Here is a 13,952-nt window from a genome sequence, read left to right as displayed (position 1 = left end):
TTTTCATTTGTCGTTCTACTCTTCTTCTAGCATCAGGAAATAAAATAGTAAAAAAGCGGTCATGATCTTACAAAACCGCTTCCTTTAATTTTTGATCATTTAAATGTAAACATAGTTTTTCAATATCCTTGGAAAATGATCGATCTCTTTTGATTGAAGGAACAATCTTACGCCAATCATCAAAGCAATCCCTTGTCCTTGTGCTCATCTGTTCAACACCTCGGTATTCAACCGCCTGCATAGCACAAATCGCTTCAATCGCGAGAACTCTTTTCATATTCTGGATCATTTGGAAGGCATGGCAAGCCCCAATTGTTCCCATGCTTACATGATCTTCTTGATTGGCAGAGGATGGTATAGAATCCACACTTGCTGGATGCGCCAGCGTTTTGTTTTCAGAAACAAGACTCGCAGCAGCGTACTGCATAATCATGGCTCCAGACTGCAGCCCTGGCTCCGGACTTAAAAAAGCAGGCAACCCTTCATTTAACTGCGGATTGACCAATCGTTCGATGCGCCGTTCTGAAATATTTGCCAGTTCAGCCACCGCCACCTTTAAAAAATCCATCGCAAAAGCAATCGGCTGTCCATGAAAATTTCCTCCCGAGATGACCGTCTTCCCTTCATCAAAAATCAGCGGATTATCTGTCGCGGCATTTAGCTCAATCTCAAGCTTTTCCTTCACATAATCAAGAACCTGCCAGCTTGCCCCGTGCACCTGAGGAATGCAGCGGAGCGAGTATGCATCCTGAACTCTCTTTTCACCTTGCACAGTTGTTAGCTTACTGTCCTGTAAAATCCCCCGTATTCTAGCTGCCACTTCGACCTGCTGAGGATATCCTCTCGCTTCATGAATAGCAGGATGAAAAGCATCCATCACACCATGCAAGCCCTCCAATGTCATAGAAGCAATATATTCACTCTGGATGGCAAGTTTTGCTGATTCAAGATAATTGACGACGCCCATCGCTGTCATTGCTTGCGTTCCATTAATTAACGCAAGACCTTCTTTTGCCTGCAGTTCAATTGGCGGGATGTTTAACGATGTCCAAACTTCAATAGACGGTACATGCTTTCCGTCCTTCCAAACTTCACCTTCGCCGATGAGTACAAGCGCCAAATGAGACAGCGGCGCCAGGTCACCAGAAGCACCTAATGAACCTTGCTGTGGAATAACAGGATGAATACGTTCATTTACCATCATCATTAAATGCACCACAAGAATTGGACGCACACCAGAAAATCCTTTTAGCAGGGCATTTAATCGAAGCAGTACCATGGCACGTGATACCACCTCAGGGAAGGGCTCTCCAACACCGCATGCATGTGAGCGAATGAGATTTAGCTGCAGGGCATGCACATCCTTCTCTGCAATTTCTACATCACTAAACTTTCCGAATCCCGTATTGATTCCATAGGTTTTTTTATGTGCAGAAACAATTTCATCAACGGCACAGCGGCTCTTTCTTACCTTTTCCATGCTTTCTTCCGCAATACTGATTTTCTCACCATCAAACAATACTCGCCTGCATTGTTCAAGCGTCAAATGATTACCATTCAGTTCAACCATACCTTCGCCTCCTTGCATTTGTCTCTCTTGCTAGGTTCCATTTATTTGATTTCGTGTGATTATCACACCTGAAAGTACTTGAAGAAAGCTGTAAATGCCTGCTTTTACTGTCGGAGAGGCCGATTCGTCCTTTAATGGATCCAAGCAAACGAAATCAATATGCTTAAATTCATCATGTTTTCCGACCTCAAGTAAGGCAGCAAATAATTCATGCGTAAACATCCCGCCCGGTGTCGATGCTGGCACACCGGGTGCGAAGCTGACATCCAGTACATCCATGTCCACCGTGACATAGATTCGGTCCACTTGCTGCTGTAAGGATGCAAGCGCCCGTCTGACCGTTTGAACGATTCCCTGCTGTCTCGCTTTGTTGAGTGTAATCATATTCACACTGTGTTTTTTCGCATAATGGATAAGATCAGGTGAGTTAAAATAACCGTGAAGACCAATGTTATACACATGATTCCCTTTTACGACACCTGCTTCTATAAGCTGGCGAATCGGGGTGCCATTTGAAGGACCGTTTTCTGCAGGATCTCGCAGGTCCAAATGGGTGTCAAATTGAAAAATACCGATCGTTTCATTGTCTGTGACAGCTTTTAAGCCTCGCACTGCGCTCGCCGTAACTGAATGGTCCCCTCCAATATTAATCGTAATGGCAGAGGGAAAGGCTTGAAGTACAGCTTCCATTGCTTGCTGTATTCGCTTTTGGCTTTCGACAATATCTGTCCCGTGCATCGCTACATCCCCAAGGTCAACCACATTAAGGGGCGCAAGATCGATGCTTTCATCTATATTATACGTTGAAAATCCTTTCCAGCCTTTACGAAATGCCAGCGGATACTCTGATGCACCTGATACACTGATGGAAGAACGGGACAAGGGAAGGCCAAGAATGACCGCATCAATCTGCTCAATTGATTTCTCCCACTTCTCTATTGTATGAACCCAATGCTGCACCCTCCCTTGATGGGCTCCATTTTTCGTCCAGCTCCACTCAGCTGGATGGATAAAGGCTTGTTGAAGCTGATTTCTGATCTCTGTCATTGTGCAAAACCTCCCTCGTCTACCCGTTTAAACGACTTGTATTCCACTTTTCCAGACCTTTTTCACATGATTCACACCAAAAGCGTATTGAAGCATTTGATAATTGGGAACATTCCACATGACAATATCCGCTTTTTTGCCAGGTTCAATACTTCCTGCAAATTTCTCCACCCCCATTGCATAGGCGGCGTTAATTGTGGCAGCAGTCAGAGCTTCAGCAGGAGTCAAGCGCATGGAAATGCACGCCAAATTCATGACCAGCGGCATACTTGTCGTAGGAGAGGAGCCTGGATTGCAATCGGTTGAAATAGCAACTGGCACCCCAGCATCGATCATTTTCCTTCCCTGCGCTGCTTCTTCGCGCAAGTAAAGCGCAGTAGCCGGCAGTAAACAAGCAATAACACCGCTCTCAGCCATTGCCTGAATACCTTCATCTGAACTCTTTAAAAGATGCTCTGCCGATATAGCTCCCACCTTTGCCGCAAGCTCTGCTCCTTTATAGGGTTCAATTTCATCTGCATGAATTTTGGGTATAAGTCCGTATGCTTTTCCTGCCCCTAAAATACGCTCTGATTGCTCCGGTGTAAAAACATTTTTTTCACAAAAGACATCAATAAACCGAGCTAGATTTTCAGACGCTACTTTGGGAATCATTTCTTCAATGACATAAGCGACATAGTCGTCTTCTCTTCCCTTGAACTCCATTGGAACGGCATGTGCCCCCATAAAAGTTGTGACTAAATCAATTGCATGCGTTTCATTCAGCTTTTTGGCTACATTCAGTTGCTTAAGCTCCGTTTCCAGATTTAAGCCGTATCCGCTTTTGCTTTCAATCGTTGTTACGCCATGCTGTAAGAAGGAATCCAAGCGTTTTTTCGTTTGGTTATAGAGCTCCTCTTCTGTTGCTTCCCTTGTCATTCTCGTTGTCGCATGAATGCCGCCTCCAGCATTCATAATTTCCATATAGCTCACACCTTCAAGACGCTTTTCAAACTCATGCTCCCGCGTGCCGCCATATACAACATGTGTGTGAGGGTCAACCAGTCCCGGTGTAATAAGCTTTCCAGCAGCATTGACCACCTCCGCTTCAGCAGCCCGTTCCGTATAAATATGCTCAAGCTCCAATGTAGTGCCTGTCTTTACAATGATACCGTCCTCCAGCCAAACACTGCCGTCCTCGATAATACCAAGCTCACTCATAGCTTCTTTTGTACGGGCACTTTGATGATCGGAAGCCATTGTGACAAGCTGGCCGGCATGTTTTATCCAGATCGGTTTCATTCATCCATCCACCCTTTCTGTATAGACTTCTCTCAAATCGGGTTATTCGCTGTTTTCTTCAAGCATTGGGATGTTAACTCCTTTTTCTCGAGCCGTTTTCTTTGCCAAATCATAGCCGGCATCCACATGGCGCACGATGCCCATGCCGGGGTCAGTGGTTAATACTCGTTGAATTCTTGCTGCAGCCTCTTCCGTACCATCCGCAACAATGACCATCCCGGCATGAATAGAGTATCCCATTCCTACACCGCCGCCATGATGAACGGAAACCCAGGTTGCACCGCCTACAGCATTAATCATCGCATTTAAAATCGGCCAATCCGCCACTGCATCAGAGCCGTCAAGCATTGATTCCGTTTCACGATTTGGTGACGCAACAGAGCCGCTGTCCAAATGGTCCCGTCCGATTACAATCGGCGCTTTTAGCTCTCCATTTTTCACCATTTCATTAATAATTTTGCCAAAACGAGCTCTTTCACCATAGCCAAGCCAGCAAATCCGCGACGGAAGACCTTGGAATAGTATCTTCTCGCGCGCCATCCGAATCCAGTTACATAAGTGCTCATTCTGTACAAATTCACGTAAAATCACTTCATCTGTTTTATAAATATCTTCAGGGTCTCCGGATAACGCTACCCAGCGAAACGGTCCTTTCCCTTCACAAAATTGCGGACGAATATATGCTGGAACAAACCCAGGGAAATCAAAAGCATTCGTAACGCCTTCATCTTTTGCCACTTGGCGAATATTATTGCCATAGTCAAACGTCACTGCACCCTTCTTTTGAAGATCGAGCATGGCCTGGACATGGACTGCCATTGATTGACTTGCCAGTTTCATGTAGCGCTCAGGCTGTTCCTTTCGCATAATCCTTCCTTCTTCAAGCTTCATTCCTATTGGCAGATAGCCATTTAGCGGATCATGTGCAGATGTTTGGTCTGTTAATACATCAGGAGTAAAATCTTTTTTTAGCATTTCAGGTAAAAGCTCGGCTGCATTCCCAATCACTCCAATGGATAATGCTCTTCCTTCTTGTTTTGCCTGTTCAGCTAATGTTATCGCCTCTTCCAGAGAGTTTGTTTTCACATCTAAATAACGCGTTTCCAATCGGCGGTCTACTCTTGTCTCATCAACATCAATGGCAAGGCAGACTCCGCCGCACATCGTGATGGCTAAAGGCTGAGCCCCACCCATCCCGCCAAGACCGGCAGTAACCGCGATCGTTCCTTTTAAAGTTCCGCCGAAATGCTGTCTCCCAACCTCCGCAAATGTTTCATACGTCCCCTGAACGATACCTTGCGACCCAATGTAGATCCAGCTTCCCGCTGTCATCTGTCCATACATCATTAAGCCCTTGTGATCCAGCTCATGAAAGGTCTTCCAATTTGCAAAGGCAGGGACCAAATTTGAATTCGCCAACAGCACTCGCGGTGCATCCGGGTGAGATTTAAATACGGCAACAGGTTTGCCCGATTGCACAAGAAGGGTCTCGTCATTCTCCAATTCTTTCAATGATTTCACAATGGTATCAAAGGCAGGCCAGTTTCGGGCTGCTTTCCCAATACCGCCGTATACCACTAAATCCTCCGGCCGTTCGGCGACGTCCGGATCTAGATTGTTTAACAGCATACGAAGAGCCGCCTCCTGCTGCCATCCTTTCGTATGGAGCTCCGTTCCTCTAAAAGCTTTATACTGCCTCACTACATTCTTATGTGCCCTCATTCGATACCCTCCCCGTTTTCTATACTTTCATTCTATTCGATCCATTTGAGCAATACTGTTATACATATATAATATGATTTATAAAAATTTTACTTTTCACCACAATAATGCACGTAAAAATATTGATAATTTAACTTTTTATATAAATTTTACTGTTTTATGAAATGAAGAAGAAAGCTATTTCAAACGAAAAAGCGTATGTTTTTATATGCTTGCATGTTTATGGGTCCTCATCTCGAATTTGTGGGCTAAAGTTTAAGATTTCCGGACCTAAGTCCAACGTTTATGCACGATTCCTCATAAACTAAAAAACGTGTCCCGTCATCAAGTGACGAAACACGCTTTAATTCACCCCCGTTTTGAAACATTGCGATATGCGAGCGGTGTGATTCCAGTTATGTTTTTGAATTTATTCGTAAAGTAGGAGCTGTATTCAAAACCCGTTAATTTAGCTATCTCTCGAATCACCAGCTGTGATTCCTGAAGGAGTTTCTTCGCTTCATTAATTCGATAATCATTGAGTGCTTGTCTAAAGGTCCTGTTTGCCGCAGCCGAATAGGCTCTGCTTATGTAGGCTGGATGCTTGTTCAGTTCTTTTGCTGCTCCATCAAGTCCCCACTGGGCATTCCAATAGTTCACTTCAATCAGTCTTTCGATTTTCTCCTTTAAGGTGCCCGGGTTTTCGCCTTGTTTTTCTGAAGGAGTATTAAGAAGTCTTGTACAAAAGTTCGTCATCGATTGGATAATCTGATAAATAACCGGCGTTTCAACAATCTCTTCAAACAGAGACTCGTATTCTTTCTCCCAATGCGTAAGGTGAAGTTCTCTTGCTTTCATATAACGTCTTATTTGAGCAAGGATACTGGTTAATCGGACACGTACCGTTGTCGGGTTTGGGTATGGAGATGATAACGTTAGGAATTCTTCAGACAGCCAGTTTTTCACTTTTTCTGCTTGTTGATTTTGGAGCATATCGATCCATTCCAGCTGCTCATACGGAGTTAGAAAAGGATCCATCACTTTCCATTTCCCAAAGGATTTACGCTCATAGACCGTTTCAAAGCCTAAATAAAAAATAATTTCCGTTAGCTGACGTGTATGTAAGTAGGCTTCATTTATTGTGGTTGCCTCCTGCTCCTCAACAACACTGTTTGTATTAATAAAGATGGCGAGCGGCGAGCCTTGCTCTTGCTGCCATGTGGAATGGAATTGATTGCACTCCTCTATCCACATAGTCGATCCATCCTTCCGTGCAACTATAAAAATAATATCGTTAAACAAAAAGGGCTTAAACGTGAAGGAAAAAGGAAAGCTCTGCACGCGCTCAAACAATTGTTTTAAATCGTGTTTGTTTTCTACGATCAGTGCCAAAAAACAAAGCTCTTTCAAATCATAAGAACTCGGCAAAAAAAGAGTTGAATAGTTTAAGGCTTCCAGTTCATCCTTTTCACCTTCTTCCACCGATCTTAATTGCTGCGTACTGTTTTCTCGAAAAACGGCTTTTCTTTTCGATACAATAAAGGATCGTACAGCCCGAACAAGCTGACTCGTGTTTAAGGGTCTCAGCAATAGATCAGATGCGCCCCACCGCAATGCACGGCTTGCCATTTCAAACGTTCGCTCCATTGTAATGCCGATCCATGAAATTCCTAAATCCTTGAGAATCTTTTCAATTTTTTCGTTCTCTGCTTGATGCTCTAATTCCATAATTAATAAGTTAACAGGTGAGGCTTCCAATTGTTGCAGGAGCGCCTGCTTATCTGTCACGATTTCTACCGCCACCTGAGAAATTTGATGCTCCAGCACCCACTGAATGCCTCTTGCCTCAAACTCCTCCTGATGATAAATAAGAACATTGAGCATTCTCATCAGCCTCACCTCCCTTAACCTTGATTATAGCACTGAACGGATCGTGTTTAACGCGTAAAAAAACATCCGGAATGAACACAATTCAGGGATTGACCTTCTCTAATTAGGGTATTATTTGGTTTAAAGGAGGGGTTTTTATGAACAACGTAATTGCGTACTCGTTTGAAGATGACGGATTTATGCCGAATAATCCGTGTTTACCTGTTTTGATATACGAAGGTGTATTTTTAGATAATCCTGACGAAATCGAAGCAACTTTCAATAAAAATGGATGGAGTAATAGCTGGGTTAATGGCGTGTTTGACCATCATCATTACCATAGCAACGCTCATGAGGTACTTGGCGTACAGTCTGGCTCTGCCATGATCCAGCTCGGTGGAGAAAAAGGAAAAATGATCGAGGTTAATACAGGAGATGTGCTCGTGCTTCCGGCTGGAACCGGACATAAGAAAATGAGCGCCAGCAGCCATTTTCGGATTGTAGGCGCGTATCCGGAAGGCATGGAGTATAACACCCGAACAGGTGAACCTGGGGAACGTCCGGTAGTGCTGCAAGAAATAAGAAATGTACCGATTCCATCAACAGATCCTGTTTATGGCAAAGAAGGGTCTCTTCTTGAACGCTGGACTCCAATGGATTAGAGCAGTTGCTTACTATGCCCAGTGCTGAGCATGCTGGGCTTTTATAGTGAAAAACTCAGTCTTTTTCCCATTTCATGATTCAGTTTTCGCCACAATAACATCCATCCCCTATGCCTTTAGTAAAAAGATTTTTAAAATAAAGCTGTCTTAAAGATATTTGTTAATTTTTGCACGATGTTGATTGGTGCGTAAGGCTTTAGAATCCTGCGGAAAATGCGAGTCACAGGGAGAATCCACAGGCGCAAAGCGCCGAGGAGGCTCCCTGACCGCCCGCGGAAATCAACAGGCAAATTTAATAGTCTAAATTAAAAAAACAGCCCAATTCGGCTGTTATCTCCATTATTCCTATCGTCGTTTTCGTATTGTGAAATTCTCTCCAAGCAAAAGCCAATTTTGCGGAAACGGGTAACCGAGCACCCAATAGCTAATGCCGCGCAATCGATAATCTTTTACCATATCAAATTTCGCCTGCGCACTGCGGGCATCCTCAAACCAGACCTCATGCGTTCGGCCTTCCTCATCAACATAACGGAAGAATGGCGCTTGGGACGTCTGATCATATTGAATAACAGCTCCATGTTTCACAGCTCGGCGAACCGCTTCCTGCATATCAAATGTTTCTGCTTCCTGTCCCTCGACATGAGGAAGCAGCCAGTCGCGGGCATAAAGCTGAAAACCAAAAAAGATTTTCTCTCTCGGAATAACCGTGACCGCATAATCCAGCACTTGTTTAATTTGATTAAGTGGTGAAATGGCTTGAGGCGGTCCGAATCTATAGCCCCATTCATAGGTCATTAATATAACAAAATCGACAATTCTCCCGTGCGCTCTATAGTCATGCGCTTCATAGAGCAGCCCCTTTTGATCCCCGCTTGTTTTCGGGGCAAGCGCTGTTGAAACAAAATAATTTTCTTTATGCAAACGATCTACCGCACGCCGTAGAAATTGATTGTATTGCTCACGATCCTCGGGATACACATTTTCAAAATCAATATTTAATCCCTGATATCCTTTTTCTTTCATCGTTTTAACGATGTTGTTTAATAATCGTTCCTGTATCTCTTTGCTGCCGAGAATCGTTTGGGCAAGCTTTGAACCAGGATCGGCAGCTGTAAAATTGGTGATACACATCATTGCTATGGCACGTGATTCTACTGCCGCTCGAATGACTTCTGTATCATTGATTTCTGTCAGCCCCCCATCTTCCTGCATGATATAGGCGAAGGGGGCTGCATACGTTAAATATTCTCCAACCTCACGAACGTCTTGAGCGCCTTCTTCTCCCATATTAATAACATAAGCATTTACATCAATGACTGGCTTTCTGACAGGAATGGTCAGTACCATTCCTGGTGTAATCAAATTTGGATTTTGAATTTGATTTACTTCCAGCAGCTCTTGAACGGTTGTACCGTAAAATTGAGCGATTTGCCACAGCATCTCTCTCGGTCGAACAGTATGCTTTCGAACAACACCAGGTATCACAAGCGCCTGGCCAATCACTAATTTATTTGGATCAGGCAGCTCATTTGCTTCAATAATTTTTGAAACATCCACACCATAACGATTAGCAGTCCCCCATAATGTATCCCCGTTTTTTACCACATGAATAATCATAACTACCTCCCGTAAAAAGTTCATATGAGTAATGTATGCTGGGAAAAACCCATTGGGAATCCACCTGAGAAGGAAGCCTTGCGGAAGCAACGTTGCAGTTGGCTACTTATTTTTTATTTCCTCCAATAGTGAGATCATTCTTTCATTTTGTTCAATCATCGTCTTATTTAGTTTTCTTATGTAAGTAAAATCTGATTGAAGCATTGAAAACATAAAAAAAAAATGGGATTAAATACGCAAATTCAAGCGACGGGTATACCTTCAATTTAAACTCTCGCTCATTTTTCAGCATAATGCTGGAAAAATGAAGGAACACCCGCTCTTCCTTATTCGGGCGTACGATCCGGCCAATCAATGTATGAATTTTTCCTGCCTGCTTTTTTGCATTTCTTTCATTATCCGTGAGCTTCTGAAGACTTTGTTCAAAAACAGGCATCGGTTTAATATATAGAAAGACTGCTAGAAATGGCGTCACGATAGCCAATAACATAATAACAAGAAGAAACCCTTGCATCTCACTTCATGCGCGGCTGCAAACCACACAAGCAGCAAAATAAACATGTAAACAAATGCTGTTAAAACAAGAATGAGCATGACGAGCAGCACAAGCTCCATCAAATTTCCTCATAAGATTTTTTGCCTTTATGCTCGGTAACGGACTCTTCAATCCCGTAAAGCCCTCCAATAAACAGCAAGTATTCACGAACCGTCAGCGTATCATAGATTTCAGCATTCTCCGGTACAAAGCCAATCCTCTTTTTATACTCGTGATCTCCAACAGAAAGTTTTTGACCAAAAATTTTAATATTTCCTATGTATTCATCCACTAGTCCAAGCATAATTTTTACTGTTGTGCTTTTCCTAGCACCGTTTGGTCCGATATAACCAATGATTTGACCTTCATATACAGTTAAATCAATCCCTTGCATCACATATTTTCCATCATAGCTTTTTCGTAAGTCTTAAATTTTTACTATTTCCACCTTTTCATCCATTTAATCACCTTCTAAGTAAATCACTTACAAACCAACGGTATTATAGATAAATATTCAGAAAACCACTTTTACCATAAATAGACAGAAGAGAAGGATGAATTAACCCATCCTTCTCTTCTGTTTATTTTTCAGTAAGCACATAATTAGCCAGCACAGCATGTACATCGTATATATTCAGCTGCTTATTAAACGTTTTTCCTATCGGTTCACTCATTCCTGATACCCAAATCTTCAGCTCAGCATCAAGGTCAAAGGTACCCGCTGTTTCAATGGAAAAATGGGTGATATTTTTGTATGGAATCGAGTGATATTCGATCTTTTTCCCAGTCATTCCTTGTTTATCGATTAAAATCAAACGTTTGTTTGAAAAGATAAACAGATCACGAATTAGCTTATAGGCCTTTTCAATTTTCTCATTCTGTATAAGCAAATTGCCAAATTCCTTTTTTACATCCTCCACTTTTACTTCTGAAGCATTTCCCATCAATCCATCAAACAAGCCCATTTAGATCTCCTCCGTTTCTATTTGAAAACTAACAATTACCTTAATGCTTATACTTATCTTAATTGGTAAATACCTATTATAAAAGTATAAAATGTACATTTTTTGATGGTATAAATAGTAGAGAAAAATAAAATCTGGAACGGGGCCGAATGTAAGTTGAAACCGAAAAATGGGCTATATCCTTAGGATAGTAAACTGAATATATACTGGATAACGTGATGTGTTTTCACTACCTTCAGCTGATAATTGAATGGCATCCTGAAGTTCAATATGACTGGAAGGTGAACCCGAATAAATTCGGCCGCTGGTTTAAACGTTTTTTGGATACTGCAACGCGGAAAGAGCTTGAAGGCACGTATTCAGGAACAAACCTTGATGAAAACTGGCAGGCCCTTTTCAATACAATGGCTCTTTTTCGAAGACTTGCACTTGAGGTTGGAGAGCATTTAGACTGCAGCTATGATCATGAAGTGGACGAGAAACTGTCCTCCTACTGAAGAAATATGCAAATGGATAAAAAATAAGCGGAAGGAGCACACTCCTTCCGCTTCAGACTGCTGACAAGTCTTCGATTTCTTCGAAAACTAGCTACAGCGCCTAGCCCCTTAAGGTCATAAACCACAAATGAATTGAAGACAAAGAATATCTTCTATTCATTTGCGTATTATGCTTTTCGAGGCAGGCAAGGCGCTTCCGCTTTTTTACTTAAGAAAATAATTGTGGAATTTGGTTAATAAGTGTGTAACCGCCCATATAAGCCATTACCACAACAATGATACCCCCGAATACGGTCATCCATATTGGATGCTTGTAGTCCCCAACAACCTTCGTTTTGTGTGCTGCAATCAGCATTACACCAAGAGAAACCGGTAAAATTAACCCATTCAGCGCACCTACTAGAATAAGAATTGTTACTGGTCGCCCAATCATAACAAATATGGCAGTGGATATCACAATAAAGCCAACAATAATGGCTTTTTCATACTTTGCCAAGACCGGACTGAACGTTTTAATAAATGAAACAGATGTGTAGGCTGCTCCGACAACCGAGGTTATGGCCGCTGCCCACATGACTACACCAAACATTTTATATCCTATATTCCCTGCAGCTAACTGGAACACAGATGCCGGTGGATTAGAAGGATCAATTTGAAGTCCTTGAGCAACAATACCAAATGCAGCCAAAAATAAGAAAATCCGCATGATTGACGCAACTCCGATTGCAGTAATGGAGCTTTTTGTTACTTCCGCAAGATTTTCTTTTCCCTTTAATCCAGCATCAAGAAGACGATGACCACCAGCAAAGGTGATATAACCACCCACTGTTCCGCCAACTAATGTAACAATGGCCAGAAAGTCCACAGTTTCTGGAATAAAGGTACGTGTTATCGCCTCACCAATCGGAGGTTTTGCAGAAAACATCACATAAAGAGTCAAACCAATCATCACAAATCCTAAAATTTGTGTGAATTTATCCATTGCACGCCCTGCTTCCTTTACCAGAAAGATACCGATTGCCAAAATCCCGCTAAGAAGAGCCCCCATCTCTGGAGAAATACCGAACAGCACGTTGGTACCAAGTCCAGCTCCCCCTATATTTCCGATGTTAAAAGCTAATCCGCCAAGCACAATTAAAAAGGCAAGAAAAACACCAAGCCCAGGAAGTACATCATTAGCAATTTCCTGTGCCCTTTTTCCCGAAACCGCAATAATACGCCAAATATTCATCTGTGCGCCAATATCAATAATAATCGAAACTAAAATGACAAAACCAAAGCTAGCGGCCAATGACTGTGTAAATGTTGTTGTTTGGGTTAAAAACCCTGGTCCAATTGCTGACGTTGCCATTAAGAAGGCAGCGCCGAGAAGGATACTTCTGTTTGAATTTTGTTGCTTCATTTCTTTCCTCCATTCCTGCTGTTGCAAATCATTTATATTGCTGCAGTTTCACCAATTTTCTGAAGGAAAATTCCTTGTTCCTGTAGAGATTGATTAATTTGCTTAGCAAACGTTCGTGCATGTGCTCCATCACCGTGAATACAAACGGTATCTGCCTGAATTCGTATGTCTTCCCCAGTAACAGTCTTTACTTTACTTTCCTTGATCATCCTTACAACCTGAGCAACCGCTTCACTGTCATCTAGAATAAGGGCATTAGGCTCTCTTCTCGATGTAAGCTGTCCAGAAGACTGATATGTACGATCTGAGAATACCTCATTCGCTGTTCTCAAGCCTGCCCTCTCTCCAGCTTTTACAAGTTCACTGCCTGATAATCCAAAAAGGACAAGTGAGGAGTTTACATCATATACCGCATGGGCAATAGCTTCTGCAAGCTGGGCATCTTCAGCAGCCATATTATATAGGGCTCCATGGGGCTTTACATGCTGCATAGCACCGCCCTGTGCCTTTACAAAACCATTCAGCGCACCAATTTGGTAAACGACAAGATCATAGGCTTCCTCTGGTGAAACGGCCATATTTCGTCTGCCGAAGCCAACTAAGTCGTTAAACCCAGGGTGAGCACCAATTCCCACTCCCTTTTCAAGGGCGAGCAGGACTGTTTTTTTCATTGTTGAGGGGTCTCCGGCGTGAAAACCGCAGGCGATATTTGCAGAGGTAACATAGTCCAGAATGTCAGCATCGTTACCCATTTTATAAGCTCCGAAGCTCTCTCCCATGTCACAATTTAAATCAATTTTGATCAT

Annotated in this window: 14 protein-coding genes; 2 read left to right on the top strand and 12 right to left on the bottom strand. The window is 42.7% G+C overall.

The window, feature by feature from the left end:
* Window positions 1–67: 67 nt before the first annotated feature.
* The 5 genes from hutH to KP78_RS18485 all read right to left on the bottom strand — a co-directional run bounded on the left by hutH (window position 68) and on the right by KP78_RS18485 (window position 7,489).
* Window positions 68–1,570, bottom strand: coding sequence for a histidine ammonia-lyase (gene hutH, locus KP78_RS04490; protein ID WP_041086678.1), 1,503 nt, complete (start codon window positions 1,568–1,570; stop codon window positions 68–70).
* Between the two features lie 30 nt (window positions 1,571–1,600).
* Complete coding sequence (locus KP78_RS04485; protein WP_041086675.1) at window positions 1,601–2,617, bottom strand: agmatinase family protein; 1,017 nt, start codon at window positions 2,615–2,617, stop codon at window positions 1,601–1,603.
* 27 nt (window positions 2,618–2,644) lie between these two features.
* Complete coding sequence (hutI, locus tag KP78_RS04480) at window positions 2,645–3,898, bottom strand: imidazolonepropionase (RefSeq protein ID WP_041086673.1); 1,254 nt, start codon at window positions 3,896–3,898, stop codon at window positions 2,645–2,647.
* A 42-nt stretch (window positions 3,899–3,940) separates the two neighbouring features.
* Entirely contained in the window at window positions 3,941–5,620 is a 1,680-nt protein-coding gene (hutU, locus tag KP78_RS04475; RefSeq protein ID WP_041086671.1) for a urocanate hydratase, read from the bottom strand.
* Window positions 5,621–5,968: 348 nt separating this feature from the next.
* A complete protein-coding gene (locus KP78_RS18485) occupies window positions 5,969–7,489 on the bottom strand; it encodes a helix-turn-helix domain-containing protein (RefSeq protein ID WP_052474567.1) in 1,521 nt (506 codons plus the stop codon).
* A 137-nt stretch (window positions 7,490–7,626) separates the two neighbouring features.
* Here KP78_RS18485 and KP78_RS04465 point away from each other — a divergent pair, with 137 nt between their 5' ends.
* A complete protein-coding gene (locus KP78_RS04465) occupies window positions 7,627–8,130 on the top strand; it encodes a cupin domain-containing protein (RefSeq protein ID WP_041086670.1) in 504 nt (167 codons plus the stop codon).
* A 345-nt stretch (window positions 8,131–8,475) separates the two neighbouring features.
* Here the strand turns inward: KP78_RS04465 and KP78_RS04460 are convergent, their stop codons facing one another.
* The 5 genes from KP78_RS04460 to KP78_RS04445 form a co-directional block, all read right to left on the bottom strand.
* Window positions 8,476–9,747, bottom strand: a complete 1,272-nt coding sequence (locus KP78_RS04460; protein ID WP_041086663.1) for a glycoside hydrolase family 18 protein — start codon at window positions 9,745–9,747, stop codon at window positions 8,476–8,478.
* A gap of 163 nt (window positions 9,748–9,910) precedes the next feature.
* Entirely contained in the window at window positions 9,911–10,237 is a 327-nt protein-coding gene (locus KP78_RS20530; RefSeq protein ID WP_052474564.1) for a hypothetical protein, read from the bottom strand.
* Window positions 10,219–10,362, bottom strand: coding sequence for a hypothetical protein (locus KP78_RS20265; RefSeq protein WP_162835572.1), 144 nt, complete (start codon window positions 10,360–10,362; stop codon window positions 10,219–10,221). The genes KP78_RS20530 and KP78_RS20265 overlap by 19 nt, the downstream gene beginning before the upstream one ends.
* Window positions 10,362–10,676 (bottom strand): ATP-binding cassette domain-containing protein, encoded by a 315-nt coding sequence (locus KP78_RS04450; protein ID WP_052474563.1) that lies wholly within the window; start codon window positions 10,674–10,676, stop codon window positions 10,362–10,364. Before KP78_RS04450 ends, KP78_RS20265 begins: the two co-directional genes overlap by 1 nt.
* Before the next feature lie 187 nt (window positions 10,677–10,863).
* Window positions 10,864–11,247: a PH domain-containing protein gene (locus KP78_RS04445; protein ID WP_041086651.1), complete on the bottom strand. Its 384-nt coding sequence runs from the start codon at window positions 11,245–11,247 to the stop codon at window positions 10,864–10,866.
* Window positions 11,248–11,465: 218 nt separating this feature from the next.
* Here KP78_RS04445 and KP78_RS04440 point away from each other — a divergent pair, with 218 nt between their 5' ends.
* Window positions 11,466–11,744, top strand: a complete 279-nt coding sequence (locus KP78_RS04440) for an aminoglycoside 6-adenylyltransferase (protein WP_041086649.1) — start codon at window positions 11,466–11,468, stop codon at window positions 11,742–11,744.
* Between the two features lie 208 nt (window positions 11,745–11,952).
* Here KP78_RS04440 and KP78_RS04435 read toward each other — a convergent pair whose 3' ends face one another.
* Both KP78_RS04435 and KP78_RS04430 read right to left on the bottom strand, forming a co-directional pair.
* The gene (locus KP78_RS04435; protein WP_041086647.1) at window positions 11,953–13,146 is read right to left on the bottom strand and encodes an NRAMP family divalent metal transporter; all 1,194 of its coding nucleotides are present in this window, start codon (window positions 13,144–13,146) and stop codon (window positions 11,953–11,955) included.
* A 32-nt stretch (window positions 13,147–13,178) separates the two neighbouring features.
* Entirely contained in the window at window positions 13,179–13,952 is a 774-nt protein-coding gene (locus KP78_RS04430) for a 5-oxoprolinase subunit PxpA (RefSeq protein WP_041086645.1), read from the bottom strand.

Source organism: Jeotgalibacillus soli (assembly GCF_000829435.1).
In the GTDB taxonomy this organism is placed as follows: Bacteria; Bacillota; Bacilli; order Bacillales; family Jeotgalibacillaceae; genus Jeotgalibacillus; species Jeotgalibacillus soli.
Note: the sequence above shows the minus strand (reverse complement) of the source record. Positions and strands in the feature narration are given on the sequence as shown.

Bases quoted from the DNA above. Each gene is read 5' to 3' on its own strand.
- hutH (WP_041086678.1), bottom strand. From the start codon at position 1,570: ATGGTTGAACTGAATGGTAATCATTTGACGCTTGAACAATGCAGGCGA.
- KP78_RS04485 (WP_041086675.1), bottom strand. From the start codon at position 2,617: ATGACAGAGATCAGAAATCAGCTTCAACAAGCCTTTATCCATCCAGCT.
- hutI (WP_041086673.1), bottom strand. From the start codon at position 3,898: ATGAAACCGATCTGGATAAAACATGCCGGCCAGCTTGTCACAATGGCT.
- hutU (WP_041086671.1), bottom strand. From the start codon at position 5,620: ATGAGGGCACATAAGAATGTAGTGAGGCAGTATAAAGCTTTTAGAGGA.
- KP78_RS18485 (WP_052474567.1), bottom strand. From the start codon at position 7,489: ATGAGAATGCTCAATGTTCTTATTTATCATCAGGAGGAGTTTGAGGCA.
- KP78_RS04465 (WP_041086670.1), top strand. From the start codon at position 7,627: ATGAACAACGTAATTGCGTACTCGTTTGAAGATGACGGATTTATGCCG.
- KP78_RS04460 (WP_041086663.1), bottom strand. From the start codon at position 9,747: ATGATTATTCATGTGGTAAAAAACGGGGATACATTATGGGGGACTGCT.
- KP78_RS20530 (WP_052474564.1), bottom strand. From the start codon at position 10,237: ATGTTATTGGCTATCGTGACGCCATTTCTAGCAGTCTTTCTATATATT.
- KP78_RS20265 (WP_162835572.1), bottom strand. From the start codon at position 10,362: ATGGAGCTTGTGCTGCTCGTCATGCTCATTCTTGTTTTAACAGCATTT.
- KP78_RS04450 (WP_052474563.1), bottom strand. From the start codon at position 10,676: ATGCAAGGGATTGATTTAACTGTATATGAAGGTCAAATCATTGGTTAT.
- KP78_RS04445 (WP_041086651.1), bottom strand. From the start codon at position 11,247: ATGGGCTTGTTTGATGGATTGATGGGAAATGCTTCAGAAGTAAAAGTG.
- KP78_RS04440 (WP_041086649.1), top strand. From the start codon at position 11,466: ATGTGTTTTCACTACCTTCAGCTGATAATTGAATGGCATCCTGAAGTT.
- KP78_RS04435 (WP_041086647.1), bottom strand. From the start codon at position 13,146: ATGAAGCAACAAAATTCAAACAGAAGTATCCTTCTCGGCGCTGCCTTC.
- KP78_RS04430 (WP_041086645.1), bottom strand. From the start codon at position 13,952: ATGATCAAAATTGATTTAAATTGTGACATGGGAGAGAGCTTCGGAGCT.